The sequence below is a fragment of the Streptomyces cylindrosporus genome (assembly GCF_022698165.1).
GTDB classification, from domain to species: domain Bacteria; phylum Actinomycetota; class Actinomycetes; order Streptomycetales; family Streptomycetaceae; genus Streptomyces; species Streptomyces cylindrosporus.
This window is the reverse complement of the sequence record NZ_JALDAY010000008.1, coordinates 333,549-359,336: the sequence shown is the minus strand read 5'-3', so window position 1 is coordinate 359,336 and position 25,788 is coordinate 333,549. Positions and strand designations below refer to the sequence as shown.

The 25,788-nt window shown below is 70.4% G+C and carries 27 protein-coding genes; 14 read left to right on the top strand and 13 right to left on the bottom strand.

Annotated features, from left to right (window positions below):
• Nucleotides 1-23: 23 nt before the first annotated feature.
• Nucleotides 24-416, bottom strand: a complete 393-nt coding sequence (locus tag MQP27_RS27340; RefSeq protein WP_242768560.1) for a cupin domain-containing protein — start codon at nucleotides 414-416, stop codon at nucleotides 24-26.
• Between the two features lie 52 nt (nucleotides 417-468).
• Here MQP27_RS27340 and MQP27_RS27335 point away from each other — a divergent pair, with 52 nt between their 5' ends.
• Together MQP27_RS27335 and MQP27_RS27330 are read left to right on the top strand one after the other, a co-directional pair.
• Nucleotides 469-1,479 (top strand): GlxA family transcriptional regulator, encoded by a 1,011-nt coding sequence (locus MQP27_RS27335; protein WP_242768559.1) that lies wholly within the window; start codon nucleotides 469-471, stop codon nucleotides 1,477-1,479.
• The gene (locus MQP27_RS27330) at nucleotides 1,476-1,970 is read left to right on the top strand and encodes an LURP-one-related/scramblase family protein (RefSeq protein ID WP_242768558.1); all 495 of its coding nucleotides are present in this window, start codon (nucleotides 1,476-1,478) and stop codon (nucleotides 1,968-1,970) included. The genes MQP27_RS27335 and MQP27_RS27330 overlap by 4 nt, the downstream gene beginning before the upstream one ends.
• Before the next feature lie 47 nt (nucleotides 1,971-2,017).
• Here MQP27_RS27330 and MQP27_RS27325 read toward each other — a convergent pair whose 3' ends face one another.
• Nucleotides 2,018-2,791: a carbon-nitrogen family hydrolase gene (locus MQP27_RS27325; protein WP_242768557.1), complete on the bottom strand. Its 774-nt coding sequence runs from the start codon at nucleotides 2,789-2,791 to the stop codon at nucleotides 2,018-2,020.
• 59 nt (nucleotides 2,792-2,850) lie between these two features.
• Nucleotides 2,851-3,024 (bottom strand): toxin-antitoxin system HicB family antitoxin, encoded by a 174-nt coding sequence (locus MQP27_RS27320; protein WP_242768554.1) that lies wholly within the window; start codon nucleotides 3,022-3,024, stop codon nucleotides 2,851-2,853.
• 75 nt (nucleotides 3,025-3,099) lie between these two features.
• Between MQP27_RS27320 and MQP27_RS27315 the strand changes: the two genes are divergently transcribed.
• Both MQP27_RS27315 and MQP27_RS27310 read left to right on the top strand, forming a co-directional pair.
• The gene (locus MQP27_RS27315) at nucleotides 3,100-4,452 is read left to right on the top strand and encodes an RNA-guided endonuclease InsQ/TnpB family protein (RefSeq protein WP_242768548.1); all 1,353 of its coding nucleotides are present in this window, start codon (nucleotides 3,100-3,102) and stop codon (nucleotides 4,450-4,452) included.
• Between the two features lie 88 nt (nucleotides 4,453-4,540).
• The gene (locus tag MQP27_RS27310; protein ID WP_242768547.1) at nucleotides 4,541-5,365 is read left to right on the top strand and encodes a maleylpyruvate isomerase family mycothiol-dependent enzyme; all 825 of its coding nucleotides are present in this window, start codon (nucleotides 4,541-4,543) and stop codon (nucleotides 5,363-5,365) included.
• 42 nt (nucleotides 5,366-5,407) lie between these two features.
• Here MQP27_RS27310 and MQP27_RS27305 read toward each other — a convergent pair whose 3' ends face one another.
• The 3 genes from MQP27_RS27305 to MQP27_RS27295 form a co-directional block, all read right to left on the bottom strand.
• The gene (locus MQP27_RS27305; RefSeq protein ID WP_242768546.1) at nucleotides 5,408-6,184 is read right to left on the bottom strand and encodes a hypothetical protein; all 777 of its coding nucleotides are present in this window, start codon (nucleotides 6,182-6,184) and stop codon (nucleotides 5,408-5,410) included.
• A gap of 162 nt (nucleotides 6,185-6,346) precedes the next feature.
• A complete protein-coding gene (locus MQP27_RS27300) occupies nucleotides 6,347-7,660 on the bottom strand; it encodes an MFS transporter (RefSeq protein WP_242768545.1) in 1,314 nt (437 codons plus the stop codon).
• Complete coding sequence (locus MQP27_RS27295) at nucleotides 7,657-8,331, bottom strand: GntR family transcriptional regulator (protein WP_242768543.1); 675 nt, start codon at nucleotides 8,329-8,331, stop codon at nucleotides 7,657-7,659. The genes MQP27_RS27300 and MQP27_RS27295 overlap by 4 nt, the downstream gene beginning before the upstream one ends.
• Nucleotides 8,332-8,539: 208 nt before the next feature.
• On the opposite strand from MQP27_RS27295, the gene MQP27_RS27290 reads away from it, so the two are divergent.
• The 3 genes from MQP27_RS27290 to MQP27_RS27280 all read left to right on the top strand — a co-directional run bounded on the left by MQP27_RS27290 (nucleotide 8,540) and on the right by MQP27_RS27280 (nucleotide 10,704).
• Nucleotides 8,540-9,448, top strand: a complete 909-nt coding sequence (locus MQP27_RS27290; protein ID WP_242768542.1) for a D-alanyl-D-alanine carboxypeptidase family protein — start codon at nucleotides 8,540-8,542, stop codon at nucleotides 9,446-9,448.
• 67 nt (nucleotides 9,449-9,515) lie between these two features.
• Nucleotides 9,516-10,034 (top strand): GNAT family N-acetyltransferase, encoded by a 519-nt coding sequence (locus MQP27_RS27285; RefSeq protein WP_242768541.1) that lies wholly within the window; start codon nucleotides 9,516-9,518, stop codon nucleotides 10,032-10,034.
• A gap of 10 nt (nucleotides 10,035-10,044) precedes the next feature.
• Nucleotides 10,045-10,704, top strand: coding sequence for a class I SAM-dependent methyltransferase (locus tag MQP27_RS27280; protein ID WP_242768540.1), 660 nt, complete (start codon nucleotides 10,045-10,047; stop codon nucleotides 10,702-10,704).
• 115 nt (nucleotides 10,705-10,819) lie between these two features.
• On the opposite strand, the gene MQP27_RS27275 is transcribed toward MQP27_RS27280, so the two are convergent.
• From MQP27_RS27275 to pdhA, 3 genes are read right to left on the bottom strand one after another with little or no spacing between them, the layout of a single operon-like run.
• Nucleotides 10,820-12,271: a dihydrolipoamide acetyltransferase family protein gene (locus MQP27_RS27275; protein ID WP_242768539.1), complete on the bottom strand. Its 1,452-nt coding sequence runs from the start codon at nucleotides 12,269-12,271 to the stop codon at nucleotides 10,820-10,822.
• An 11-nt stretch (nucleotides 12,272-12,282) separates the two neighbouring features.
• Nucleotides 12,283-13,263 (bottom strand): alpha-ketoacid dehydrogenase subunit beta, encoded by a 981-nt coding sequence (locus tag MQP27_RS27270; protein ID WP_242768538.1) that lies wholly within the window; start codon nucleotides 13,261-13,263, stop codon nucleotides 12,283-12,285.
• Nucleotides 13,264-13,265: 2 nt separating this feature from the next.
• The gene (gene pdhA / locus MQP27_RS27265) at nucleotides 13,266-14,444 is read right to left on the bottom strand and encodes a pyruvate dehydrogenase (acetyl-transferring) E1 component subunit alpha (RefSeq protein ID WP_242768537.1); all 1,179 of its coding nucleotides are present in this window, start codon (nucleotides 14,442-14,444) and stop codon (nucleotides 13,266-13,268) included.
• 345 nt (nucleotides 14,445-14,789) lie between these two features.
• Here pdhA and MQP27_RS27260 point away from each other — a divergent pair, with 345 nt between their 5' ends.
• The 3 genes from MQP27_RS27260 to MQP27_RS27250 all read left to right on the top strand — a co-directional run bounded on the left by MQP27_RS27260 (nucleotide 14,790) and on the right by MQP27_RS27250 (nucleotide 17,037).
• Nucleotides 14,790-15,455, top strand: coding sequence for a response regulator (locus MQP27_RS27260; protein WP_242768536.1), 666 nt, complete (start codon nucleotides 14,790-14,792; stop codon nucleotides 15,453-15,455).
• A gap of 49 nt (nucleotides 15,456-15,504) precedes the next feature.
• Nucleotides 15,505-15,927, top strand: a complete 423-nt coding sequence (locus MQP27_RS27255; protein ID WP_242768534.1) for a pyridoxamine 5'-phosphate oxidase family protein — start codon at nucleotides 15,505-15,507, stop codon at nucleotides 15,925-15,927.
• A gap of 102 nt (nucleotides 15,928-16,029) precedes the next feature.
• Complete coding sequence (locus MQP27_RS27250) at nucleotides 16,030-17,037, top strand: phosphotransferase (RefSeq protein WP_242768774.1); 1,008 nt, start codon at nucleotides 16,030-16,032, stop codon at nucleotides 17,035-17,037.
• An 85-nt stretch (nucleotides 17,038-17,122) separates the two neighbouring features.
• On the opposite strand, the gene MQP27_RS27245 is transcribed toward MQP27_RS27250, so the two are convergent.
• Complete coding sequence (locus tag MQP27_RS27245; RefSeq protein WP_242768533.1) at nucleotides 17,123-18,709, bottom strand: protein kinase domain-containing protein; 1,587 nt, start codon at nucleotides 18,707-18,709, stop codon at nucleotides 17,123-17,125.
• Nucleotides 18,710-19,061: 352 nt separating this feature from the next.
• Between MQP27_RS27245 and MQP27_RS27240 the strand changes: the two genes are divergently transcribed.
• Complete coding sequence (locus MQP27_RS27240; RefSeq protein WP_242768532.1) at nucleotides 19,062-20,708, top strand: protein kinase domain-containing protein; 1,647 nt, start codon at nucleotides 19,062-19,064, stop codon at nucleotides 20,706-20,708.
• Nucleotides 20,709-20,775: 67 nt separating this feature from the next.
• On the opposite strand, the gene MQP27_RS27235 is transcribed toward MQP27_RS27240, so the two are convergent.
• Both MQP27_RS27235 and MQP27_RS27230 read right to left on the bottom strand, forming a co-directional pair.
• Nucleotides 20,776-21,321, bottom strand: coding sequence for a bacterial proteasome activator family protein (locus MQP27_RS27235; RefSeq protein ID WP_242768531.1), 546 nt, complete (start codon nucleotides 21,319-21,321; stop codon nucleotides 20,776-20,778).
• Between the two features lie 86 nt (nucleotides 21,322-21,407).
• Nucleotides 21,408-21,965 (bottom strand): PadR family transcriptional regulator, encoded by a 558-nt coding sequence (locus tag MQP27_RS27230; protein WP_242768529.1) that lies wholly within the window; start codon nucleotides 21,963-21,965, stop codon nucleotides 21,408-21,410.
• Nucleotides 21,966-22,458: 493 nt separating this feature from the next.
• Here MQP27_RS27230 and MQP27_RS27225 point away from each other — a divergent pair, with 493 nt between their 5' ends.
• Nucleotides 22,459-22,755 (top strand): hypothetical protein, encoded by a 297-nt coding sequence (locus MQP27_RS27225; protein WP_242768527.1) that lies wholly within the window; start codon nucleotides 22,459-22,461, stop codon nucleotides 22,753-22,755.
• A gap of 29 nt (nucleotides 22,756-22,784) precedes the next feature.
• On the opposite strand, the gene MQP27_RS27220 is transcribed toward MQP27_RS27225, so the two are convergent.
• Nucleotides 22,785-23,765 (bottom strand): NAD(P)H-quinone oxidoreductase, encoded by a 981-nt coding sequence (locus MQP27_RS27220; protein WP_242768526.1) that lies wholly within the window; start codon nucleotides 23,763-23,765, stop codon nucleotides 22,785-22,787.
• Between the two features lie 176 nt (nucleotides 23,766-23,941).
• Here MQP27_RS27220 and MQP27_RS27215 point away from each other — a divergent pair, with 176 nt between their 5' ends.
• Both MQP27_RS27215 and MQP27_RS27210 read left to right on the top strand, forming a co-directional pair.
• Complete coding sequence (locus MQP27_RS27215; protein ID WP_242768525.1) at nucleotides 23,942-24,940, top strand: ATP-binding cassette domain-containing protein; 999 nt, start codon at nucleotides 23,942-23,944, stop codon at nucleotides 24,938-24,940.
• Nucleotides 24,937-25,785, top strand: coding sequence for an ABC transporter permease (locus MQP27_RS27210; protein ID WP_242768523.1), 849 nt, complete (start codon nucleotides 24,937-24,939; stop codon nucleotides 25,783-25,785). Before MQP27_RS27215 ends, MQP27_RS27210 begins: the two co-directional genes overlap by 4 nt.
• Nucleotides 25,786-25,788 lie beyond the last annotated feature (3 nt).

Sequence of the window (25,788 nt, the reverse complement as noted above, 5' to 3'; positions counted from 1 at the left end):
GACCGCCGTCCCGCCCGTTCCGGTCAGGTGAGGGCGTGGCCCGTCGTCGCGTCCACGTGGGACGGGATCTCGTCGTGGTGGTCGCCGACCGTGAGGGTTCCGGTGGGTTCGAGGAGGAGGATCTCGGTGGGCACGCGCGCGTACGGCTTGTGTTCCGTGCCGCGCGGGACCGTGAAGACCGAGCCCCTCGCCAGGACCACCGTGCGCTCGCCCGCCGGTTCGCGCAGGGCGATGTGCAGTTCGCCCTCCAGGACCAGGAAGAACTCGTCGGTGTGGTCGTGGACGTGCCAGACGTGCTCGCCCTCGACCTTGGCGACACGGACGTCGTAGTCGTTGACGGTGGTGACGATGCGGGGGCTCCACTGGTCCTTGAAGGACGCGAGGGCCTGGGCGAGGGAGACGGGTTCCGTGGGCATGCGGTCATCGTGCGGGCTGGTCCCGGTGCCGGGCGAGTGCTAGAAATCGCACATGCCGCAAGGATCCTCTCAGCCCGCTCGACGCCGTCCGCACAAGGTCGCCGTGATCGTCGACGAGGGCACCAACCCCTTTGAGGTGGGCGTGGCGACCGAGCTGTTCGGGCTGCCCCGGCCCGAGCTGGGACTGCCGGCGCCGCTGTACGAGGTGACTCTGTGCACGCCCACGCGCGAGGTGCGGATGAACCACGGCTTCTTCACGCTGACCGGGGCGGCGGAACTGGACGCGGTGGACGACGCGGACACCCTCGTCGTGCCCGGCCGACCCGACAACGTCGTACCGCGCGCAGCCGCCGTCCTGGACGCCATCCGACGCACGCACGCGCGTGGAGCGCGCGTCATGAGCCTGTGCACCGGGAGCTTCGCGCTCGCCGAGGCCGGACTGCTCGACGGACTGCGGGCCACCACGCACTGGATGTGGGCCGAGGAGTTCCGCCGACTGCACCCCAGGGTGCGGCTCGCGGCCGATGTGCTGTTCGTCGACGAGGGTTCCGTCCTGACCGCCGCCGGCAGCGCCGCCGCCCTCGACCTCGGGCTGCACGTCGTACGCCAGGACCACGGCGCCGAGGTCGCCAACGCGGTGTCCCGGCGCCTGGTGTTCGCCGCCCACCGGGACGGCGGGCAGCGGCAGTTCGTGGAACGGCCGCTGCCGCGGGTGCCGGACGAGTCGCTCGCGCCGCTGCTGGCCTGGGCGCAGGAGCGGCTGGGGGAGCCGCTGACGGTGGCCGACCTGGCGGCCCGCGCGGCCGTCTCCCCCGCCACCCTGCACCGCCGCTTCCAGGCCCAGCTCGGCACCACCCCGCTGGCCTGGCTGACGGGGGAGCGGGTGGCGCTGGCCTGCCGGCTCATCGAGCGCGGGGAGCGGCGGCTGGACGTGGTGGCGGAACGCAGCGGCCTGGGGACCGCGGCCAACCTACGCGCGCGCGTGCGGCGCGAGACCGGGCTCAGTCCGTCGGCCTACCGGCGGCGTTTCGGACCGGTCGGCGGGGAACGGGTGACGGTATGAGATTCCAAGTGCGCGACCGGCTCCTCGGCTTCGGTGAGGACTACTGGATCGAGGACGAGCACGGCGACAAGGTGTTCCTCGTCGACGGCAAGGCGATGCGGCTCAGGGACACCTTCGAGCTCAAGGACACCCAAGGGCGCGTCCTGATCGACATCCACCAGAAGATGTTCGCCCTGCGCGACACGATGGTGATCGAGCGGGACGGCGACGTCCTGGCCCGCATCAGGCGCAAGCGCCTGTCGCTGCTGCGCAACCACTACCGGGTCACCCTGGTCGACGGCACCGAGCTCGACGTCAGCGGCAAGATCCTCGACCGGGAGTTCGCCGTCGAGTACGACGGTGAGCTGCTCGCCGTGATCTCGCGCCGCTGGCTGCACGTCCGGGAGACGTACGGGGTCGACGTCGTACGCGACGACGCCGACCCGGCACTGCTGATCGCGGTGGCGGTGTGCGTGATCCACCTGGCGGAGAAGGAGCGGGAGGAGGACTGAGCCCGGAGGAGGACTGAGCCCGGAAGCGCCAGAGCACCCCGCCCGTGCTAGAGCACCCGGTCCTTCAGGGCCGGGAACTGCTCCCGCGTCGTCGCCACCTTCGACGGGTCGAACTCCACGGTGAGGACTTCCTCGCCCGCGCCCGCCTCCGCCAGCACCTCGCCCCACGGATCCACCACGATCGAGTGACCCGCCTGCGGAACTCCCGCATGCGTCCCGGCCGTTCCACACGCAAGCACGAACGCCTGGTTCTCGACCGCCCGCGCCTGGGCCAGCAGCGTCCAGTGCGAGCGGCGGCGCTCCGGCCAGCCCGCCGGCAGGACCAGGGTCTCGGCGCCGTTGTCGACGAGACCGCGGAAGAGTTCGGGGAAACGGAGGTCGTAGCAGGTGCCGAGGCCGAGGGTGGTCTCGGGCAGACGGACCGTCACCAGCTCGCGCCCCGCGCCCATCAGCACGGCCTCGCCCTTGTCGAAGCCGAAGCGGTGGATCTTGCGGTAGGCGGCGACCAGGTCACCGGAGGGGGAGAAGACGAGAGACGTGTTGTAGAGGGGACCCTCAGGGTCACGCTCGGGGATCGAGCCCGCGTGCAGCCACACACCCGCGTCACTCGCGGCCTTCGCCATCGCCTCATGCGTCGGACCCTCGATCGGCTCGGCCTCCGGGCCGAACTCCTCGTAGGCGAAGGCGCCGGTCGTCCACAGCTCGGGCAGAACCACCAGGTCGGACCCGGCCTGTTCCCGGACGAGCGCGGCCACCCGCCGCCTCCGTTCGCCAACCGATTCGCCCTCGTCCACGGCGATCTGGATCAAAGAGGCGCGCACACTACCACCGTCCTGCCATTTGAGTCACTCACTGATCTTCAGGACAGAGCGCCGATCCTTCAAGACCTGGAAGACTGTCCGTTCCCCTGAACCGGGGCAGGGGCGGCGTCCGATTCGACCGCGCGCCGCAAGTACCACAGCATCTGCCCGTGGGCGGAACGCCCATCACGCTCGGCAGCGGCCTTGATGGCCGCGTGCAGGTCGTCGGGGAGCCTGAGATTGAAGTTCACCATGCACCCAGACTAGACCCAGATCGCTTGACCATCGACCCAAAATGCACCCACAATGGGTGCATGAGTAGGTTTCGCATGTACCCCACGAGCGAGCAGGAGCAGCAAATGTTGCTGCACTGCGCGCACGCCCGATACACGTGGAACCTCGCCGTCGAACAACACGCACACTGGAGACCTGGACGCAGGTCCGCGCCTGGCTTCGCCGAGCAGTGCCGCCAACTCACCGAGGCCCGCCGCGCCAACGGATGGCTCGGTGCCGGGAACGCAGACGTGCAACAACAGGCTTTGAAGGACTTCGCCCAGGCCAAGAACGCCAAGTTCACCTCTGGGTTCGGCGAGCCGACCTGGCGCAGGAAATACGTACACGAAGGGTTCCGGGTCGTAGGCACCGACCGGGTACCGGAGTTCGAGCCGGACGGCTCTCCGAAGCTGAACGCCAAGACGGGCAAGCAGGTCATGGGGCGGTCCGTTGTCGTGCAGAAGCTCAACCGACGGTGGGCTCAGGTCAAGGTGCCCGGATGCGGCTGGGTCCGGTTCCGGCTCACCCGGCGAGAGCCACCACAGGCGAAGACTTTCCGGGTCACCTACAAGAACAACCGGTGGCATATCGCATTCGCCGTCATCCCCGGCTCGATCGACGCGCCCGGCACGGGCAAGCTCATCGGCATCGACCGGGGCGTGAAGATCACTGCTGCCCTGTCGGACGGCCGGAAGCTGAACTGTCCGCAGCTCACCGTCAAGGAACAGGCGCAGATTCGCAAGCACCAGCGTCGGGCAGCGCGCGCACCCAAGGGCAGTGACCGGAAGACCGTCGCGTACGCGACAGTCGCGCGACTCAAGGCGCGGGAGACGGACCGGCGCAAGGACTGGTGCGAGAAGACCAGCACGATGCTCGCCCGCACCTGTGACCTGATCCGATTCGAGAAGCTGAACATCAAGAACATGACCGCTTCCGCGAAGGGGACGGTCGAACAGCCCGGCACAAAGGTCAAACAGAAGGCCGGGCTGAACCGGGCGATTCTTGCCCAGGGTTGGGGTCTGCTCCGCCGACGCACGGAGCACAAGGCTCCGGGCCGGGTCGAGGATGTCCCTGCGCCCTTTACCTCTCTGCGCTGCTCAGCCTGCGGCTGGATCGAGAAGAAGTCGCGCAAGAGCCAAGCCGACTTCGTCTGCGTGTCCTGCGGGTTCGCGTGCAACGCCGACGAGAACGCAGCAAACAACGTCGCGGCAGGGCAGGGAGGGATATCCCACCCCCGGCAATCAGCCGGTGCCGGAGGGGCGACAGCGGTCATCAGCCGTTCGAGCGTCCGTGAACCTCAACCCACCCGGGTTGGAATCCCCCTCCCCACCGGAGGGGGAGGATGTCAAACGGGCCTACGATCGTCACACGAAAGCACTGCCGGGGTGCCTCACAGCAGCGTAACTTAGCGTCTCAAGACACCCGCCGACAGCAGCCACCTCCCACTGGCAACGCCGCCAACCAGCCCGTGTACCGACCGCCGAGGGGTCCCGTTCCGTGAGTCTGCATCCCACCCTCCAGCCCTACGCCGACGCCTGGACCCACTCCATCGAAGCGATATCCGAGCTGGTGGGGCCGCTGGTGGAGGGTGAGTGGAACCGACGGACTCCGTGCCCGGGCTGGTCGGTCCGTGACGTGGTCTCCCATGTCATCGGCCTGGACTGCGAGATGCTCGGCGACCCGCGGCCCATCCACACGCTGCCGCGCGACCTGTTCCACGTCACCAACGACCACCAGCGCTACATGGAGATGCAGGTCGACGTCCGCCGTCACCACACGGCGCCGGAGATGACCTCCGAGCTGGAGTACGTGATCATCCGCCGCAACCGCCAGCTGCGGAACGAGTCGCGGGACCCGGGCACCAAGGTGCGCGGTCCGCTCGGCACCGAGCTCACGCTGGAGGAGTCGATGCGGAGCCACGCGTTCAACGTGTGGGTGCACGAGCAGGATCTGCGCGCCGCCCTCGGCCGGCCCGGCAGCCTCGACTCCCCCGGCGCGCACATCGCGCGGGACGTGCTGCTCGGTGAACTGCCCGCCGTCGTCGCGGAGAAGGCGGACGCGCCACGCAGTTCGGCGATCGTCTTCGACGTGCACGGCCCGATCGAGTTCCTGCGTACGATCCGCGTCGACATCCAGGGTCGCGGCACCCTGGAGACGGCCCCCGCGCTCGGCCCCGCCGCCACCCTCACCCTCGACTGGGAGACCTACGTGCGGCTGGCCTGCGGCCGGGTGACACCGGACGCGGTCGCCGACCGGCTGAAGGCGGAGGGCGACCCGGAGCTGACGGCGGCGATCCTGCGGAACTTCACGGTCACGCAGTAGGGCCCGGCGCGTGGGCCCAGCGCCTCGGCCCGGCGCGTGGGCTCAGTGGTCCTCGGTGACCGAGGTCGCGATGCCGTTCGCGAGGACGACCTCGGCGTCGAGGCCCTTCTTCGCCGCGGCCTCCAGCTGGTCGAGCGTGCAGACGGCGGCGGACGCGGAGCTGCCGCAGATGGTGCCGTACCCCTTGATGACGGTGTCGTCGGCGATGAAGAAGGCCTGCTCGGCGCCCTTCGGTCCGGAGACCGTGAACTTGCCGGGCGCGAGGTAGGAGACCTGGCCGAACCAGGTGCCGTTGACGCCCTTCGCGCCGGAGCCGGTGGAGGCACGCTCGCTGACGAGCGTGGCGATGCCCTGCTTCAGGGTCACGTCGGCCGAGACGGCCGCCTTCCTGGTGGCCGTCTCCAGCTGGTCGAGCGTGCACTGCCCGCTGCCGCAGATCGCGCCGGCGCCGTTGACCCGGGTGTCGTCGGCGACGAAGAAGATCTGGTCGGTCCTGCCGGGCACGGAGACGATGTACTTGCCGGGAGCCAGGTAGCTGACGGTGCCGCCGGTGAAGGACCCGGTGACGCCCTGCCCGGACTTCGAGGCGTTCGAGGCGTTCTGGGCGGTCGTACCGGACGAAGTCCGCTGGGAGGTCGTCGTCTTGCCGGCCGTCCCGGAGGTCTTGGACGACGTCTTGCCAGAGGCCTTGGACGTCGACTGGTGCTGGCCGGTGCTCGAAGTGCCGCTGTTCGAGGAGCTGCTCTGACAGGCCGTCATCAGCACGCCGGCCGAGATCGCGGCGGTGACGACGACGGCCTTGCGCAGGTGGCGGTTCATCACGGATTTCCCTTCGGAAGCGAGTACTTCGTTCGATCACTATGAGCGCCCGCAGGCACCCCAGGTCACGCCCGTCCTCGCTTCACGACACCGCTGTCACACGCCTATGACAGAGCAACACCTCGGCTGTGAAATCCGGCTGCCGGTGAACCGCCCGCGTGGTCAGGCCGGCACATGCACCGTCTCCACCCGGCTCGCCACCAGCCGTTCCCGCTCCCGCCGGGCCACCCGCCCGCGCAGCCGCAGGATCTGGCTCACGCCCAGCGCCTGGAGGAAGAAGACCGCGGAGAAGGCGACGGTGTAGTCGTCACCGGTCGCGTCCAGGAGTACGCCGATCAGGAACAGAGTCGTCATCGAGGCGACGAAACCGCCCATGTTCGTGATGCCGGACGCCGTGCCCTGCCGCTCCGGCGGGTTGGCCGGGCGGGCGAAGTCGAAGCCGAGCATCGAGGCGGGACCGCAGGCGCCGAGCACCGCGCACAGCACGACCAGCAGCCACATCGGCGCGTGCTCGCCGGGGTAGGCCAGCGTGGCCGCCCACATCAGCGCCGTCGCGCCCACGGTGCCGAGCGCCAGCGGGAGCCGCGCCGCGTGGTGCCGGGCGACGATCTGGCCGTAGACGAGCCCCACGACCATGTTGGACAGGACGACCAGGGTGAGGAGTTCGCCCGCCGTGGCGCGGGACAGGCCCTGTGCCTGGACCAGGAAGGGCAGGCCCCACAGGAGCAGGAAGACCATCGCCGGGAACTGGGTGGTGAAGTGCACCCACAGGCCCAGGCGGGTCCCGGGCTCCCGCCAGGAGGCGGCGATCTGGCTGCGGACGTAGGCCCCGCCCTGGTGCGGGAAGGGCTCCGGCTCATGGCCCTCGGGGTGGTCCTTGAGGAAGAGCAGCATCAGGACGAGTACGACGACGCCGGCGAGGGCGCTGCCCGCGAAGGCGGCGGTCCAGCCGACGCCGTGCAGCAGGCGGGCGATGACCAGCGTGGAGACGAGGTTGCCGGTCATGCCGACCAGGCCCGCGAGCTGGGCGACCAGCGGGCCGCGGCGGGCCGGGAACCAGCGGGTGCCGAGCCGCAGCACGCTGATGAACGTCATCGCGTCGCCGCAGCCGAGCAGCGCGCGGGAGGCGAGGGCCACGCCGTACGAGGGGGAGAACGCGAAGCCGAGCTGGCCCGCGGTGAACAGCACGGCGCCGATGGCCAGCACCTTCTTGGTGCCGAGCCGGTCCACCAGCAGGCCGACGGGTATCTGCATGCCGGCGTAGACCAGCAGCTGGAGGATCGAGAAGGTGGACAGCGCCGAGGCGTTCACATGGAAGCGGTCGGCGGCGTCGAGGCCGGCGACACCGAGGGACGTACGGAAGATTACGGCGACGAAGTAGACGGAGACGCCGATGCCCCAGACGGCCATCGCGCGCCGGCCGCCGGGCGGATCGCCCGGGAGGGTGGCGGTGGAGGACGAGGTGGCCGAGCTCATCGGACCTCACCCCGCGCGAGGTGCGAGAACCAGCTGACGTGCCGGTGCACGATCCCGACCGCCGCCTCCGCGTCCCCTGACCTGAGCGCCTGGAGGATCTCCTCGTGCTCGACGAGGGTCTTGGCGATCCGGTCGGGGTGCGAGTGCATGATCGCGACGCCCATGCGCAGCTGGCGGTCGCGGAGCTGGTCGTAGAGGCGGGAGAGGATCTCGTTGCCGCCGCTGCGGACGATCTCGGCGTGGAAGCAGCGGTCGGTGACGGCGGCGCCGGCGAGGTCGCCGGCGGCGGCCTGCTGCTTCTGCTTGGCCAGCAGTTCCTCGAGCCGTTCGACGAGACCGGCGGGGGCGGGTACGGCCTTGCGCGCCGCGTGCTCCTCGACCAGCAGCCGGGTCTCGACGACGTCCGCGATCTCCTGGGCGGACACGGGAAGGACGAGGGCGCCCTTCTTGGGGTAGAGCCTGATCAGCCCCTCGACCTCGAGCCGCAGCAGGGCTTCCCGCACCGGCGTCCGCGAGACCCCGACGGCCTCCGCGAGCTCGCCCTCGGTGAGCAGGGTCCCGCCCTCGTAGCGGCGCTCCAGGACGCCCTGCTTGACGTGGGCGTAGACACGGTCGGCCGCTGGTGGCTGCTTGGGGGGTTGCTTGGCGGTCAGGGTGCCCGGGCTGGTCATGGCCACAGCATAGATACAACACGTACGCATGAGGGGTTCCGTCCATTATGCGGACCTCTCTGTACCAACGGCGTCACAGAAGACAGGCCCGCCCCAGCAGCCACACAACCATTCGTGCTAGATACGTGTCTTACACCTGCGGCCCACCTTCTTTCCCCTTCAACTCGGCCGCACTACAGGGGCATTCAACGTAATCGGGGTATTTCAGTTGATTACCGCCATCTCCGGCATCAAGGGCAGCCGTCTCCGCAGAGCCGCCGCGGTCACCGTCACCGCAGGCGCCGTGCTCGCGGGCGGTGCCTTCGCCGCGGCACCCGCGCAGGCTGTCACCACGCCCTCGATCGTGGCCAAGGGCGGCTACGTGATGAACAACGCGAACGCGAAGACGCTGTACACCAAGGCCGCGGACACCAAGCGTTCCACGGGTTCCACCACGAAGATCATGACCGCGAAGGTCGTGCTCGCGCAGTCGAACCTGAACCTGGACAAGAAGGTCACGATCCAGAAGGCGTACAGCGACTACATCGTCAAGAACACAGCCTCGTCTGCTGGGCTGATCGTCGGCGACAAGGTCACCGTCCGTCAGCTGCTGTACGGGCTGATGCTGCCGTCGGGCTGCGACGCCGCGTACGCGCTCGCCGACACGTACGGCACCGGCTCGACGCGGGCCGCGCGCGTGAAGTCGTTCATCGGCAAGATGAACAAGGCCGCGACCGCTCTCGGCCTCAAGAACACGCACTTCGACTCGTTCGACGGCATCGGCAACGGCAACAACTACTCGACGCCGCGCGACCTGACGAAGATCGCCAGCAGCGCGATGAAGAACGCGACGTTCCGTACGGTCGTGAAGACGAAGAAGTACACGGCGAAGACCATCACCAAGACGGGCTCCACCCGCACGATGAAGACGTGGGTCAACACGAACGGCCTGCTCAGCAGCTACAGCGGCACCATCGGCATCAAGACCGGCTCCGGCCCCGAGGCCAAGTACTGCCTGGTCTTCGCCGCCACCCGCAACGGCAAGACCGTCATCGGCACGGTCCTCGCCTCCACGTCGATCGCCCAGCGCGAGGCGGACGCGAAGAAGCTGATGAACTACGGCTTCGCGGTGCTCTAAGGCACACGCACCCCGCCAACAGGCAAAGGGCCCGCGCCACCGGCGACGGGCCCTTCACCATGTAGCCATGCCCACAACGACCCTGCGCGCCGCCACCCCTGCCGACCTGGACGCCATCACGGACATCCACACCCTCGCCCGCACCGCGTACTACCAGGCGGGCGGCCTGTTGGACCCGGACCTCACGTCCGCCGGGTCCCGCGCGCGCAGGCGGGAAGCGTGGGCACGGGTCCTGGGGTCCGCCGACGGGACGGTGCTGTGCGCGGTGCGTGAGGGAGAGGTCGCGGGTGTCGTCTCGATGGGCCCGCCCGCCGACCCCGACCTCGATCCGACCACGGCCGGCCAGCTGTACCAGATCCATGTCCGGCCGGGCAGTTGGGGAGCGGGCATCGGCAGCCGGCTGCACGAGGGTTTCGTACGGCTCCTGCGCGAGCGTTCGCTGAGTACGGGCGTACTGGAGGCGTGGGAGCGCAACACCCGGGCCCGGACCTTCTACGCCCGGCACGGCTGGCGCCCGGACGGCCACAGTCGCCCCGGCCCCTGCGACGCCGAATATCTGCGGCTGCGGCTGGAGTTGGGGGCCTAGAGTCGGGCGGGTGACTTTGGAGCCCTCGTATCTTTCCGCTGTCCGGCAGTCGTACGACACCGTCGCCGCCGACTACGTCGAGCAGGTGCCGAGGCCTGCCGCGCTGGATCCGCTGTCGCGAGGCATGCTGGGCGTGTTCGCGGAGATCGTGCGGGAGACGGACCTCGGACCGGTCGCGGACCTGGGATGCGGGCCGGGCTTCGTGACGGCGCACCTCGCCGCGCTGGGCGTCCCCGTGTCCGGCGTCGACCTGTCACCGCGCATGGTGGAACTGGCCCGGCACAACCACCCCGAACTGTCCTTCTCCGTCGGCTCGATGACAGCACTGGACATCGCGGACGACTCCCTGGGCGGCATCCTCGCGTACTACTCCACCCACCACACGCCACCCGAGGTACTCCCGCTGATCTACACCGAGTTCCACCGCACCCTCAAGGCAGGCGGCACGCTGATGCTGGCGGGTTACGTCGGAGACGGCGAACGGCTCCGGCCGACGCAGGGTTACGGCGGACACCCGGTGTCGTACGAGTCCCATCTGCAGCCGGTGGAACGGCTCGTGGAACTGATGGAGGCAGCCGGGCTGATCGTGACCACGCGGGTGGTGCAGGAGCCCGGCAAGACCTCGAAGCGAAGGATCGCAACGCTCCTGGCGGAGAAGCCGGTGGGGTAGCCCGCGCCCTTCCAGGCCGACGAAGCCCTCGCCGTCGCTCTGATGAATGAAGGGGCGGCCGCAACTTGAACTTGCGGCCGTCCCTTCGCTGTTCAATCGATCCCGTTCGGGAATGTCATGCCCAGCTGATCAGCCGTTTCGGCTGTTCCAGGATCGCCGCCACATCCGCCAGCACCTTGGAGCCCAGCTCGCCGTCCACCAGGCGGTGGTCGAAGCTCAGCGCCAGCGTCGTGACCTGGCGCGGCTTCACCTTGCCCTTGTGGACCCACGGCTGGAGCTTGATCGCCCCGACCGCGAGGATCGCGGACTCACCGGGGTTCAGGATCGGCGTGCCGGTGTCGACGCCGAAGACGCCGACGTTGGTGATGGTGACGGTCCCGCCCTGCATCGCGGCCGGGGACGTCTTGCCCTCCCGTGCCGTGGACACCAACTCGCCCAGCGCCCCCGCCAGTTCCGGCAGCGTCTTGGCGTGCGCGTCCTTGATGTTCGGGACGATCAGGCCGCGCGGGGTCGCCGCCGCGATGCCGAGGTTGACGTAGTGCTTGAGCACGATCTCCTGGGCCGCCTCGTCCCAGGACGCGTTGACGTCCGGGTTGCGGCGGATGGCGACCAGGAGGGCCTTGGCGATCAGGAGCAGCGGGTTCACGCGCAGGCCCGCGAACTCCTTGTCCTCCTTGAGCTCCTCGACCAGCTTCATCGTGCGCGTCACGTCCACCGTCACGAACTCCGTGACGTGCGGCGCCGTGAAGGCCGAGTTGACCATCGCCTGGGCCGTGGCCTTGCGGACGCCCTTGATCGGGATGCGGGTCTCGCGGGCGGTGTCGTACGCCGGCACGGGCGCCGGGGGCACCGACACGGCCGGTGCCGTCACCGGCTCGGCCGCCGGCGGGGCGACCGCCGCGTGCACGTCCTCGCGCGTGATGACGCCGTCCGGGCCGGACGGGACCACCGTCGCGAGGTCCACGCCGAGGTCCTTGGCCAGCTTGCGCACGGGCGGCTTGGCGAGCGGGCGCTCCTTCGGCGCCGCGACGGGCTCGGCCACCGGGCCGTGTCCGTTCAGTTCCGTCTGGATCGCCGTCGAGGCCTGGGAGACGGCGACCTCGGGGCCCTTGCGCGGGCGCCGCTTGGTGGAGGACGCGGCCACGCCGTAGCCGACGAGCACGGGCTGGCGGCCCGAGCCCTCCGGCTTCTTCTCCTCGGCCGGCGCGGGAGCCTTCGCCGGCGCGGGGACCTCGGCCGACGTGGGAGCCTCGGCCGACGTGGGAGCCTCGGCCGATGCGGGAGCCTCGGCCCCGGCACCGGTCCCGCCCGACACGTCCACCGCGATGATCGACGTGCCCACGTCGACCGTGGTGCCCTCGGGGAAGTGCAGGTCGCGGACCACTCCGTCGTACGGGATGGGCAGTTCGACGGCCGCCTTCGCCGTCTCGACCTCGCAGACCACCTGGCCGTCGGTGACCGTGTCGCCGGGCTTGACGTACCACTTGAGGATCTCGGCCTCGGTGAGCCCCTCGCCCACGTCCGGCATCTTGAACTCGCGTACGGACGCTTCCGTCATCGTCGTCACGAACCCTCTCCTCAGTACGCCAGGGCGCGGTCGACGGTGTCGAGCACCCGGTCCAGGCCCGGCAGGTACTCCTCCTCCAGGCGGGCCGGCGGGTAGGGGGCGTGGTAGCCGCCGACCCTGAGCACCGGGGCCTCCAGGTGGTAGAAGCAGCGCTCGGTGATCCGGGCGGCGATCTCCGCGCCCGAGCCGAAGAACACCGGCGCCTCGTGGACCACGACCAGGCGGCGCGTCTTCTGCACCGACGCCTGGATCGAGTCGAAGTCCAGCGGGGAGACCGAGCGCAGGTCCAGGACCTCCAGGCTCTTGCCCTCCTCCGCCGCCGCGTCGGCGACCTCGTGGCAGAGCTTGACCATCGGGCCGTAGGCCACCAGGGTCAGGTCGGTGCCCTCGCGGACGACCTGGGCCTTGTGCAGCGGGCCGGGGATCGCTTCCGTGTTGACCTCGCCCTTGTCCCAGTAGCGCCGCTTGGGCTCGAAGAAGATCACCGGGTCGTCGGACTGGATGGCCTGCTGCATCATCCAGTACGCGTCCGAGGCGTTGGACGGGGAGACCACCTTCAGGCCCGCCACGTGCGCGAACAGCGACTCCGGGGACTCGGAGTGGTGCTCGACCGCGCCGATGCCGCCGCCGTAGGGGATGCGGACGACGACCGGGAGCTTGACCTTGCCCAGGGAGCGCGCGTGCATCTTGGCGAGCTGGGTGACGATCTGGTCGTAGGCCGGGAAGACGAAGCCGTCGAACTGGATCTCCACCACCGGGCGGTAGCCGCGCAGCGCGAGGCCGATCGCCGTGCCGACGATGCCGGACTCGGCGAGGGGGGTGTCGATGACCCGGCTCTCGCCGAAGTCCTTCTGGAGGCCGTCCGTCACGCGGAAGACGCCGCCGAGCTTGCCGACGTCCTCGCCCATGACGAGGACCTTGGGGTCGGAGTCCAGGGCGCGGCGCAGCGACTCGTTGATCGCCTTGGCCAGAGCCATCTTCTCTGCAGCCATGGTCAGGCCCCCTCTCCATCCGCGAACGACGCCTGGTAGGCGGCGAACTGGGCTCGTTCCTCGTCGACGAGCGCATGCCCGTCCGCGTACGCGTTCTCGAAGATGGCGAAGTGGTCCGGGTCCGGCATGGCACGGACCGCCTCGCGCACTCGTTTGCCCAACGCCTCGGACTCGGCCTCGAGTTCCGCGAAAAATCCCTCGTCCGCGTGGTTTGAGGCCTCCAGGTACCGGCGAAGGCGCAGGATCGGGTCCTTCGCCTCCCAGGCCAGGCGCTCGTCGTCGCCCCGGTAGCGGGTGGGGTCGTCGGAGGTGGTGTGGGCGCCCATCCGGTAGGTGTACGCCTCCACGAGCGTCGGTCCCTCGCCGCTGCGGGCCCGCTCCAGCGCCCACTTGGTGACCGCGAGGCAGGCGAGGACGTCGTTGCCGTCGACGCGGACGCCCGGGAAGCCGAAGCCCTGGGCGCGCTGGTAGAGCGGGACGCGGGTCTGCTTCTCGGTGGGCTCGGAGATGGCCCACTGGTTGTTCTGGCAGAAGAACACGACCGGGGCGTTGTAGACCGCGGAGAAGGTGAACGACTCGGCGACGTCGCCCTGGCTGGACGCGCCGTCGCCGAAGTAGGCGATCACCGCGCTGTCCGCGCCGTCCTTGGCGATGCCCATCGCGTAGCCGGTGGCGTGCAGCGTCTGGGAGCCGATGACGATCGTGTAGAGCTGGAAGTTGTTGGTGTTGGGATCCCAGCCGCCGTTGTTCACGCCGCGGAACATGCCCAGCAGGTTGGTCGGGTCGACCCCGCGGCACCAGGCGACGCCGTGCTCGCGGTAGGTCGGGAAGACGTAGTCGTCCTCGCGGGTGGCGCGGCCGGAGCCGATCTGGGCGGCCTCCTGGCCGAGCAGCGAGGCCCACAGTCCCAGCTCGCCCTGGCGCTGCAGGGAGGTGGCCTCGGCGTCGAAGCGCCGGGTGAGGACCATGTCGCGGTACAGGCCGCGGAGATCGTCGGGGGTGATGCCGGCGACGTACTTGTCGTACTCGGCGTTCTTGACGCGTTCGCCCTCGGGCGTCAGCAGCTGTACGAGCTCCGGGTCGGTGCCCGGCGCGTTCTTTGCGGTCGTGCGCTTGCCGGCCGTGCTCTTGGTTCCGGCGCTGCGTCGCGGTTTGCGCGCGGCAGTGCTCTCCACGGTCACGTGTGCTCCTCCGTCGGTCCGGCATCCCGGGTTCGCCGGGTGCCAGTGCGGCTCACCTGCAGCCCTACGGACGCACAGGGTGGGTGCGGCCCGGTCGGGAACAGGCGTGACAGGTGCCCCGGCGAGCGCCCTGCAAAAGGCACGTTACCCAGTGCTCCACATTTCTGTGAAACCCCTCCTGACCTGCGATTTTGCTTTGATTTCCAAGTAAATCGCGAAAGTCGGGAACATCTCCTGGTCACAGCCTTGCAGGGGGCCGGAACAACGGCACGTTATCCCGGTGACCCAGCTCACCGGAAGAGCCCTCCTCAAGCGGGACTGGTACCACTGTGTGAGACTGCCCATGTGCGCGAAGACGGAAAAATCCGGGTATTTCTTCTCGACGACCACGAGGTGGTCCGGCGCGGGGTCCATGAGCTGCTCGCGGTCGAGGACGACATCGAGGTGGTCGGCGAGGCCGGTACGGCGGCCGACGCGCTGGTACGGATTCCGGCCACCCGGCCCGACGTGGCGGTGCTCGACGTACGGCTCCCGGACGGCAGCGGCGTCGAGGTGTGCCGGGAGATCCGCGCCGCGGACGAGTCCGTCAACTGCCTGATGCTGACCTCCTTCGCCGACGACGAGGCCCTCTTCGACGCGATCATGGCGGGCGCCTCCGGATACGCCCTCAAGGCGATCCGCGGCCACGAACTGCTGACGGCCGTACGGGACGTCGCGGCCGGCAAGTCCTTGCTGGACCCGGTGGCCACCGCGCGCGTGCTGGAGCGGCTGCGCGACGGCAAGGACGCCAAGGGGGACGACAGGCTCGCGCACCTCACCGAGCAGGAGCGCAGGATCCTCGACCTCATCGGCGAGGGGCTCACCAACCGGCAGATCGGCGAGCGGCTGCACCTGGCCGAGAAGACGATCAAGAACTACGTATCGAGTCTGCTTTCCAAACTCGGTATGCAGCGGCGCTCCCAGGCGGCCGCGTACGTGGCGCGCACACAGGCCGAACAGCAGCGCCATTGAGGACCAAAGTCCTCTCCCCCGAGAGGCGGGCGTGTCCGACATTGTTTGCATGCCCTCCGACGAACGTCTCGCCGTCGAGCTGCTCGCCCGCACCGACTACGGCCGCGTCGCCACCAGCATGCGCGCGCTGCCCTTCCTGGCCTTCGCCCGGCACATCGTGGCCGACGGCCGGGTGCTGCTGCGGCTGCCGCGGAGCTGTGGCTACCACCGGGCGTGCGCCGGGAGCGTGGTGGCGTACGGCGCGGACAACCTGAGCTCGGCGCGGCCCGGGGAGAGCCTGTGGTCGGTGCAGGTGGTCGGGGAGTGCGCCGCCCACGAGCCGACGGCCGCCGAGACCGAGCGGTTCGGACCGATGCCGCGGCTGGTGGACGGCGAACCGTACGAGCCCGTCTATCTGAGCGTCGAGCCGCAGTTCGGCACGGTCCATTCCATCGATGGTGGCCTGGAACGCCACTTCGAGCACATCCCGTGACCGAAAGCGACTGACGACGACTGTCTGCGACAAAGCCCAGCTCAAGGGCCCGGCTCGTGCCCTAGCATCTGGCGCGTGCCGCGCTCCCATGTACCACCCCACGTGCCTCACGCGCCCCCGCTGGGCGCCTTGCTGCGCCAGTACACCGCCGGTTCCCCCGTCGCGTGCGAGCCCGTCGACCAGGGCCTGCTGAACCGCGGCTACCGCCTGTGCACCACCCGGGGCCGCTACTTCCTCAAGCACCACTTCGACCCCGAGACCGCCGACCCGGCCGCCATCGCCCGCCAGCACCGGGCCACCCAGCGCCTGGCCGACCTGGGCGTCCCGGTGGCGCCCCCGCTGCCGGGCCGGGACGGGCGCACGGTCGCCGTGGTCGGCGGGCACGCCTACGCCCTGCACCCCTGGATCGAGGGCCGGCACCGGCACGGCGGCCAGCTCACCACCGGTCAGTGCGAGCGGCTGGGGGCGCTCCTGGGCGTCGTACACGCAAGCCTGGAGCGCGTGATGCCGGCGCACGCGCGGGCGCGCGGATCCGATACGGGCGAGAGCGCCGACCCCGCGGACACCTTCACCCTCATCGACGACCTGCTCGGCCGGGTACGGCGGCACCGGCCCGCCGACTCCTTCGACGAGCTGGCCCGGCACCGGCTTCTGGAGCGGCGCGCGCTGCTGGAGCAGCACTCCGGGCGGCGGCCCGCGCGCGGGGGCTCGGTGGGCTGGGTGCACGGGGACTTCCACCCGTTCAACCTGCTCTACAAGGGCGACGCCCCGGCCGCGATCGTCGACTGGGACCGGCTCGGCCTGCGCCCGCGGGCGGAGGAGGCCGTACGCGCCGCCGCGATCTTCTTCGTACGGCCCGTGGGGGCGCTCGACCTGCCGAAGGTACGGGCGTACGCGCGCGCGTACCGGCGTGCGGCCGGCGCCACGCCCTCCCAGCTCGCGGCGGCCGTGCACCGCGTGTGGTGGGAGCGCCTCAACGACTTCTGGATGCTGCGCTGGCACTACGAGCGCGGCGACACCCGCGCGGACTGCCAGTTCCCGGCGGCCTCGGCGCTCGTGGTGTGGTGGACACGCGAGTACGACGCGGTGTGCGAGGCGTTCGCGGACTGAGGCGGACGCCTCGGAAAAGCAGCACGCGCGCGTGGAGCGGTTCCACGGCCCTACGCGCGCGTGAAGGTCGCCTTGCCGGCCGGCGTCAGCCCCCGAGCGCGCCGCTGGTGACGCCGGTCGTGCCGCCGTTGTCGGCGCCGCCGTCCGCGGGGTCGGTGGAGCCGCCCGTGGGGTCGCCGGTGGTCGGGTTGCTGCTCGTCGGCTCGTTCGTCGTCGGCTCGTCCGTCGGCTCGTCGGTCGGCTCGCTGCTCGGGGTCGCCGACGGCGTGTACGACGGGGTGTACGACGGCGTGTAGTCCCCCGACCCGGAGGTCGTGCCGGAGGTGTCGTCCGTCGACGTGTCGGTGGACGTGTCCGTCGGCTCCTCGCTCGGCGTCTCGGAGGAGGTGTCGTCCTTGCTGGTCTGCGAGGTGGTCGGCGACTGCGTGGTGCCGCCACCGCCGCTGCCGCCACCGGTGTTGTTCAGCGCCAGCGCGACGCCCGCCGCGATCGCGATCACCGCGAGGACGGCCAGGATCCACAGCTTGCCGCGGCCGCTGCCCCGGTTGCCGTGCCCCTCGAAGCCGCCGTCGTCCCCGCCGCCGTAACCGCCGGGCAGGATCGGCGCCGGGATCTGCGTCGTACCGGAGCCGTCACCGGGGTGTGGCAGCACCGCCGTGCCGGCGAAACCGGCCGCCGGGGTGTGCCGGCCGTCGTGCACGTCGACCGGGCCGGTGTTCCAGGTGCCGGTGTGCCCGCCCTGGTCGTACAGCATCTGCAGGCCGTACTGGACCAGCCCGCGCATCTCCTCGGCGGTCTGGAAGCGGTCGTCGGGCTCCTTGGCCAGTGAACGCATGACCAGGCCGTCGAGTTCCGGCGGGGCCTCGCCGTTCGAGATCTGGGACGGCGGGACCGGGATGTCCTGGACGTGCTGGTAGACCACCGACAGCGGCGTCTCGCCGACGAACGGGGGCCGCAGCGCGAGGAGTTCGTACAGGAGGCAGCCGGTCGCGTACAGGTCGGAGCGGTGGTCGACGGCCTTGCCGAGCGCCTGCTCCGGCGAGAGGTACTGCGGCGTGCCCATGACCATGCCGGTCTGGGTCATCGTCGTGGACGCGCCGTGCAGGGCACGCGCGATGCCGAAGTCCATCACCTTGACGGCGCCGTTGTGGGTGATGATCACGTTCGCCGGCTTGATGTCGCGGTGCACGATTCCGTGCTGGTGCGAGTAGGCGAGCGCCTCCAGGACACCCGAGACGATGATCAGGGCCTGCTCGGGGCCCGGCGCCTCGGCGTTGATGAGGAGGTCGCGGATGGTGCGCCCCTCGACGATCTCCATGACGATGTACGGCACCGACTGGCCGCCGACGAAGTCCTCGCCGGAGTCGTACACGGCGACGATCGCGTGGTGGTTGAGGCCGGCCACGGACTGCGCCTCGCGCGTGAAGCGGGCCTTGGAGACCGGGTCCTCGGCGAGGTCGGCGCGCAGCAGCTTGACCGCGACGGTGCGCCCCAGGCGCACGTCCTCGGCGGCGAACACCTCTGCCATGCCGCCCCGGCCGAGTCTGCGGGTCAGCCGGTATCGCCCGTCGCCGACCAGCCCGCCGTTACCCCACATCTCCGGCGCATCTGACATTCCGCCGCCAGTCGCCTCGGGGTCGGACGGGCCCTGAGCGCGCTGCTGCTGCTCCATCAGTCCTCGCCGTCGTTTCTGCCCGCGGTGCGCGCGGTGTTGTTACGGTCTCCGTCGGCCACGCTACAGCCTCAACGCAAGCCGCCGGTCCGAGAAGGGAGCCGGAACCGGCACGAGACGGACCGGCCATCAAACCGTCATCCCCGCCCGTCGTGCAAATTCTGTGTACCGCGAGTACAACCTCTGTAACGCTCCCACGACGCTTCTTTCGCGTACGGTCACGGAACGGGCATCGCGCTTGACGTGTCAGTGCCCTGGGGCAGACTTGGCCGGGAATAACACATTCGATCACCGCCTGTCAGCCCGGCGATGACGGTCTACGGCGCCTGAAGGCCCATGGGGGACACGGAAGATGAGCCAGGACGGCGCGCAGGGCCGGTACGCGGGAAGGGCGCTGGCCGGTGGCCGCTACCAGCTGCGCGACTTGCTCGGCCAGGGCGGCATGGCCTCGGTGCACCTCGCCTACGACTCCGTGCTCGACCGGCAGGTCGCGATCAAGACCCTGCACACCGAGCTCGGCCGCGAGCAGGCCTTCCGCGAGCGCTTCCGCCGCGAGGCCCAGGCCGTGGCCAAGCTCACGCACACCAACATCGTCTCGGTCTTCGACACCGGCGAGGACAGCGTCGACTCCATGACGACGCCGTACATCGTCATGGAGTACGTCGAGGGCCGCCCGCTGGGCTCGGTGCTCGACGAGGACGTACGGCAGTTCGGCGCGATGCCCGCGGACAAGGCGCTGAAGGTCACCGCGGACGTGCTCGCGGCGCTGGAGATCAGCCACGAGATGGGGCTGGTCCACCGCGACATCAAGCCGGGCAACGTCATGGTGACCAAGCGCGGCGTCGTCAAGGTGATGGACTTCGGCATCGCGCGTGCCATGCAGTCCGGCGTCACCTCCATGACGCAGACCGGCATGGTCGTCGGCACCCCGCAGTACCTCTCGCCCGAACAGGCCCTGGGCCGTGGCGTGGACGCCCGCTCCGACCTGTACTCGGTCGGCATCATGCTGTTCCAACTGGTCACCGGGCGGCTGCCGTTCGACGCGGACTCGCCGCTGGCGATCGCGTACGCGCACGTGCAGGAGGAGCCGGTGGCGCCCTCCTCGATCAACCGGGCGCTGCCGCCGGCGGTGGACGCGCTGGTCGCCCGCGCGCTGAAGAAGAACCCGAACGAGCGCTTCCCGAGCGCCGAGGCCATGCGCGACGAGTGCCTGCGGGTGGCCGCGTCCCTCCAGGGCGCCCCGCCGAGCATCGTCCCCGGCGCGCCCACCGCGAGCGGCGCGGGCGTCGGCGCCGCGGTGTTCCCGCCGGTCAACCACGCGACGCCGCCGCCGGCCCCGGTCCAGCAGCCGTACCAGCCGGCCCCGACGCCGAACCCGTACGGCACACCGGCGCCCTCGCCGACGCCTTCTCCGTCGTACGGCTATCCGCAGCAGGGCGGCTACCGGACGCCGCCTCCGTTCGCGCAGCAGCCGCAGACCCCGCCGCCGTACAACCTCTCGCCGCAGCCCGCGACGCCCCCGCCCGCGCGGGCCGGCGACAAGGGCAACAAGCCGGTGGTCGTCATCATGGTGGTCGTCGCGATCATCGCCGTGACCGGGCTGCTGGCCACCATCCTGTTCAACAGCGGCAACGCGAGCAGCGACGACAACGGCGGCGGAAGCGGCGGCGGCACCGACGCGAGCAGCTCGGCGACGCACGCGGAGGGCTATCGCGGGCCGGACACAGCGAAGACGATCGACTCGACGGAGTGCACCGAGCCGCAGGAGTCGTACACCGACGAGAACAAGATCCGGGTGCCCGACTTCCGGTTCAAGTACATCGACTCGGTCAAGGAGTGCGCGGCGGACGCCGGATGGACGGTCAAGGTCGAGGACATCGACGAGAACACGTACGGCGAGGGCGCGGTGATCAAGCAGTCGCCGGAGGCCGGTTCCGACGCGGACCCGGACAACGTGCAGATCACCCTGGAGGTCTCGACGGGCAACCCGGCGAGCTGATCGCGTGACACGAAAGGCCCGGCGGTCTCGGCTGCCGGGCCTTTCGTGTCGGTCACGTCGTTGGTCGTTACAGGTACGGTCCGCCGGTGCGGCCGGCCGCCTGGCCGCCGTCCTCGCCCATCTCGTGGCCGCCCACGCCGGGCGGGAGCGCGCGGCGCATCTGCTCCAACTGGGCCCGCGCGGCCATCTGCTGGGCGAACAGCGTGGTCTGGATGCCGTGGAAGAGGCCCTCCAGCCAGCCCACCAACTGGGCCTGCGCGATACGCAGTTCGGCGTCGCTCGGGGTCCCCTCGTCCTGGAACGGCAGGGACAGCCGCTCCAGCTCCTCGACCAGCTCCGGCGCCAGACCATCCTCCAGCTCCTTCACCGAGCTGCGGTGGATCTCCTTGAGCCGAGCCCGGCTGGCCTCGTCCAGAGGAGCCGCGCGCACTTCCTCCAGAAGCTGCTTGATCATGCTGCCGATCCGCATGACCTTGGCCGGCTGCTCGACCTGCTCGGTCACCGGGATCTCGCGGGAGTCCTCGTCCGTACCGCCGCCAATCGCCATGCCGTCCTGGCCGACGACCAGGATCTGGGGGGTCTCCGCTGAGCGTTCGTTCCTCGGCATCTCCATGCCGCCATTCTCTCGCACGCGTGCATCTCATCACCGTGGTGCCCCCCGTGGAAGGTGATCCACCGTTTACGGCGCGGAAGATGCTGTCACTCCTCGGGTCGCGGCCGGGTGACGGTGATCAGCCTCAGCAGGCGGGCCTCGCAGTGGTCCAGCCAGCGGATCTCCGCCTCCGCGTGGCAGATCAGCTGCTCCAGGACCAGCAGCCGCGCCACCTCGTCGGGGTGCTCGGGCGTCCTGGACAACGCCTGCGCCCGCTGCCGCACGTACTCGTGCAGCGCGTCCGCCACGTGCCGGCGCTGCGCCTCCACGACCGCCCGCACGTCCACGCCGGGTGCGCCGACGGCCAGCGCCAGCTTGATCGCCAGCTCGTCGCGGGGCGGGCTCGCGCGCTCGACGGGCGCCGCGAACCACGCGCGCAGTTCGTCGCGGCCGGCCTGCGTCAGCGCGTACAGCGCCCGCCCCGCCTCGTCCTCGCCGTCCTGCGCGACCATCCCGTCCCGCTCCAGCCGGCCGAGGGTCGTGTAGACCTGCCCGATGTTCAGCGGCCAGGTCCCGCCGGTACGCGCCTCGAACTCGGTGCGCAGTCGTGAGCCGTAGCGGGGGCCGTGTTCCAGGAGCGCCAGCAGGCCGTGACGTATCGACATACCGGGATTGTGCAGCCGTACCGCCTTATTTGGCGGAACCCGGAATGCCGGACGTGCGGGAGGGGGTGACGCTGGTGACGTGACTTCATGGCTGCGGGCTTTGAGGGGGGCGGGAGTGGTGGTGGGGGTGGGGATGGGAGTGGGGTTGGGAGTGGGGGCGAGTGTTGCGATGGGTGCGTCGTACGGGGCCGTATCGACGTACGGGGGCGTTTCGACGTACGGGGGCGTTTCGACGTACGGGGGCGTTTCGACGTACGGGGGCGTTTCGACGGCCGGCAGCGTATCGACGCACCGGGCCGTTTCGACGGACGCTCCCGTATCGACGCACGCCGCCGTTCCGTCGTACGGGGGCGTATCGACGCACGTGCCCGTATCGACGGGCGCCGTCGGGCGTGGTCCGGCCCCCGGGCCTTCCGGGTCCGCGTCTGCCGGGGAGCCTTCGCGGGCCGGGAGTGCGGCCGGGGAGGGGCGGGAGCGGCCCGGGCGGGCGGACGTGTCGACGCCTGCGGACGACGCCACGGACGAGGGAGTGGGCGAGGAGGCGGGCGACGACGGCGGTGACGCCCCGGAGGAGGCCGCCGAGGGTGTCGACAGCCCGGACGCCGACGAGTCGCCGCAGGCCGAGCAGGTCGGCTCGGCGCCGCCTGCCCGGCCCGTACGGCAGGCCGTCGCGCGGGCCGAGTCGCCGGCCGAGCCCGTGCTGCGGATCCTGCCGCTGGGCAGCGGGCTGGTCCTGATCGGGCTCGGCCTGGGACTCGCGTTCATCGGGCTGCGGTTGCGCCGGGGTTAGCCGGCTTCCCGCTGTGTCGGCCCCGCAGGTCAGGGTGTGATCAGCAGGACCTTGCCGATGTGGCTGCTCTCCTCCACCACCCGGTGCGCGGCCGCCGCGTCGCTCATCGGGAGTTCGCGGTCGACGACGGGACGGACGTGGCCGCCGGACAGCAGCGGCCAGACGTGTTCGCGTACGGCCGCCACGATGGCCGCCTTCTCCTCCAGCGGACGCGCCCGCAGCGAGGCGGCCGTGACGGCGGCCCGCTTGTTCAGGAGCGCGGCGAGGTTCAGCTCGCCCTTGATCCCGCCCTGCATGCCGATCACGGCGAGGCGGCCGTTGACGGCGAGGGTCTGGATGTTCCGGTCCAGGTACTTGGCGCCCATGTTGTCGAGGATGACGTCGGCGCCCGCCCCGTCGGTGGCCGCCTTCACCTCCTCGACGAAGTCCTGCTCCCGGTAGTTGACGAGGATCTCGGCGCCGAGCTCGCCGCAGTACTCCAGCTTCTCCTTGGTGCCCGCGGTCACCGCGACCTTGGCCCCGACGGCCTTCGCGAGCTGGATCGCCATCGTGCCGATGCCGCTGGAGCCGCCGTGCACGAGCAGGGTCTCCCCGGGACGCAGGTGGGCGATCATGAAGACGTTCGACCAGACCGTGCAGACCACCTCGGGCAGCGCCGCGGCCGCCCTGAGGCCGACGCCCTCGGGCACGGGCAGCAGTTGCCCCGCCGGTACGGCGACCTTCTCGGCGTAACCGCCGCCGGAGAGCAGCGCGCACACCTCGTCGCCGACGGCCCAGCCCGAGACGCCGGGGCCGAGCGCGGCGATCCGGCCCGAGCACTCCAGGCCGGGATAGCGGGACGCGCCGGGCGGCGGATCGTAGAAGCCCTGCCGTTGCAGGATGTCGGCGCGGTTGACGGCGCTGGCCGCCACCTCGACCAGGACCTCGCCCTCGCCGGGCACGGGATCGGGGACCTCGTCCCACACCAGCGCCTCGGGCCCACCAGGTTCGGGAATCGTGATCGCATGCATGAAGGGGACGCTACTCCTGATGACGGGCGCCCCCACCGGCGGCGGGGCGCGCGGAGGTCGGCGGGGGGCGCGGATGTCGGCGGGGCGCGCCGAAAAAAGTGTGCGATCACCGATGAGTTCGGGCGACGGCAAAGGTCTTCCCATGCGTGACCCAAGTGCGCGGAAGGAGACCCACCATGAGCCGGCACACGAACGGCCTGGCCATCGAGACCGCGGGACTGGTGAAGACGTTCGGCGAGACCCGGGCCGTCGACGGCGTCGACCTCGCCGTTCCGGCGGGCACGGTGTACGGCGTCCTCGGCCCGAACGGCGCCGGCAAGACCACCACCGTGAAGATGCTCGCCACGCTGCTCAGGCCGGACGGCGGCGAGGCCCATGTCTTCGGCCTTGACGTCGTGCGGGAGGCCGACGAGGTCCGCGCCCGCGTCAGCCTCACCGGCCAGTACGCGTCGGTCGACGAGGACCTCACCGGCACCGAGAACCTGGTTCTGCTGGGCCGCCTCCTCGGACACGGCAAGAAGGCCGCGCGCGTGCGCTCCGGGCAGCTCCTGGAGGCCTTCGGGCTCACGGACGCGGCCGGCAGGCAGGTCAAGCACTACTCCGGCGGCATGCGGCGCCGTATCGACATCGCGGCCTCCATCCTGAGCACTCCCGACCTGCTCTTCCTCGACGAGCCGACCACCGGCCTCGACCCCCGCAGCCGCAACCAGGTCTGGGACATCGTGCGTGCCGTGGTCGCCCAGGGCACGACCGTCCTGCTGACCACGCAGTACCTGGACGAGGCCGACCAGCTGGCCTCCCGGATCGCCGTCATCGACCACGGCCGGGTGATCGCCGAGGGCACGAAGGGCGAGCTGAAGGCGTCCGTCGGCGCCGGCTCCGTACACCTGCGGCTGCGGAACGCCGAGCAGCGGCCCGAGGCGGCGGACGTGCTGCGTCGGACCCTGGACGCGCAGGTCCAGCTGGAGCCCGACCCGGTGGCGGTGACGGCCAGGGTCGGTACGGCGACCAGTGGCGACGCCGCCGAGCAGGCCGCCCGGGCGCTCGGCGAACTGGCCCGCGCCGGGATCACCGTGGACAACTTCTCGCTGGGGCAGCCCAGCCTGGACGAGGTTTTCCTCGCCCTCACCGGACACGACACGCACACGCCGAAGAAGGACGAGGTGCCGGCATGAGTACCGCGACCAGCACGGAGACCCAGGACCTGGCCCCCGTCAGCGCCGAGTCGCTCGCCGCGCTGCTGGTCGGCGGCCGGCGTCCGCCGCGCCCGAGCGCGCTGTCCGCCTCGCTGACCTTCGGCCGGCGGGCCATGCTCAAGATCAAGCATGTGCCGGAGCAGCTCTTCGACGTCACCGCGTTCCCGATCATGATGGTGCTGATGTACACGTACCTCTTCGGGGGTGCCCTGGCCGGCTCTCCGAAGCAGTACATCCAGTTCCTGCTGCCGGGCATCCTGGTGATGTCGGTCGTGATGATCACCATGTACACGGGCGTCTCGGTCAACACCGACATCGAGAAGGGCGTCTTCGACCGCTTCCGTACTCTGCCGATCTGGCGGCCCTCGACGATGGTCGGCTATCTGCTCGGCGACGCCCTGCGCTACACGATCGCGTCGGTCGTGATGCTCACCGTCGGCCTGATCATCGGCTACCGCCCGGACGGCGGCGTCGGTGGCGTGCTCGCCGGGATCGCGCTGCTCGTCGCGTTCTCGTTCGCGTTCTCGTGGATCTGGACGATGTTCGGGCTGCTGCTGCGCACCGAGAAGTCGGTGATGGGCGTCAGCATGATGGTGATCTTCCCGCTGACCTTCCTGTCCAACGTCTTCGTCGACCCGAGCACCATGCCGGGCTGGCTCCAGGCCTTCGTCAACAACAGCCCGATCACCCATCTGTCGTCCGCGGTACGGGGGTTGATGGCCGGCGACTGGCCGGCCGCCGAGGTCGGCTGGTCGCTGGGCTGGGCGGGCCTGTTCGTGCTGGTCTTCGGGCCGGTCACGATGCGGCTGTACAACCGCAAGTAGGGC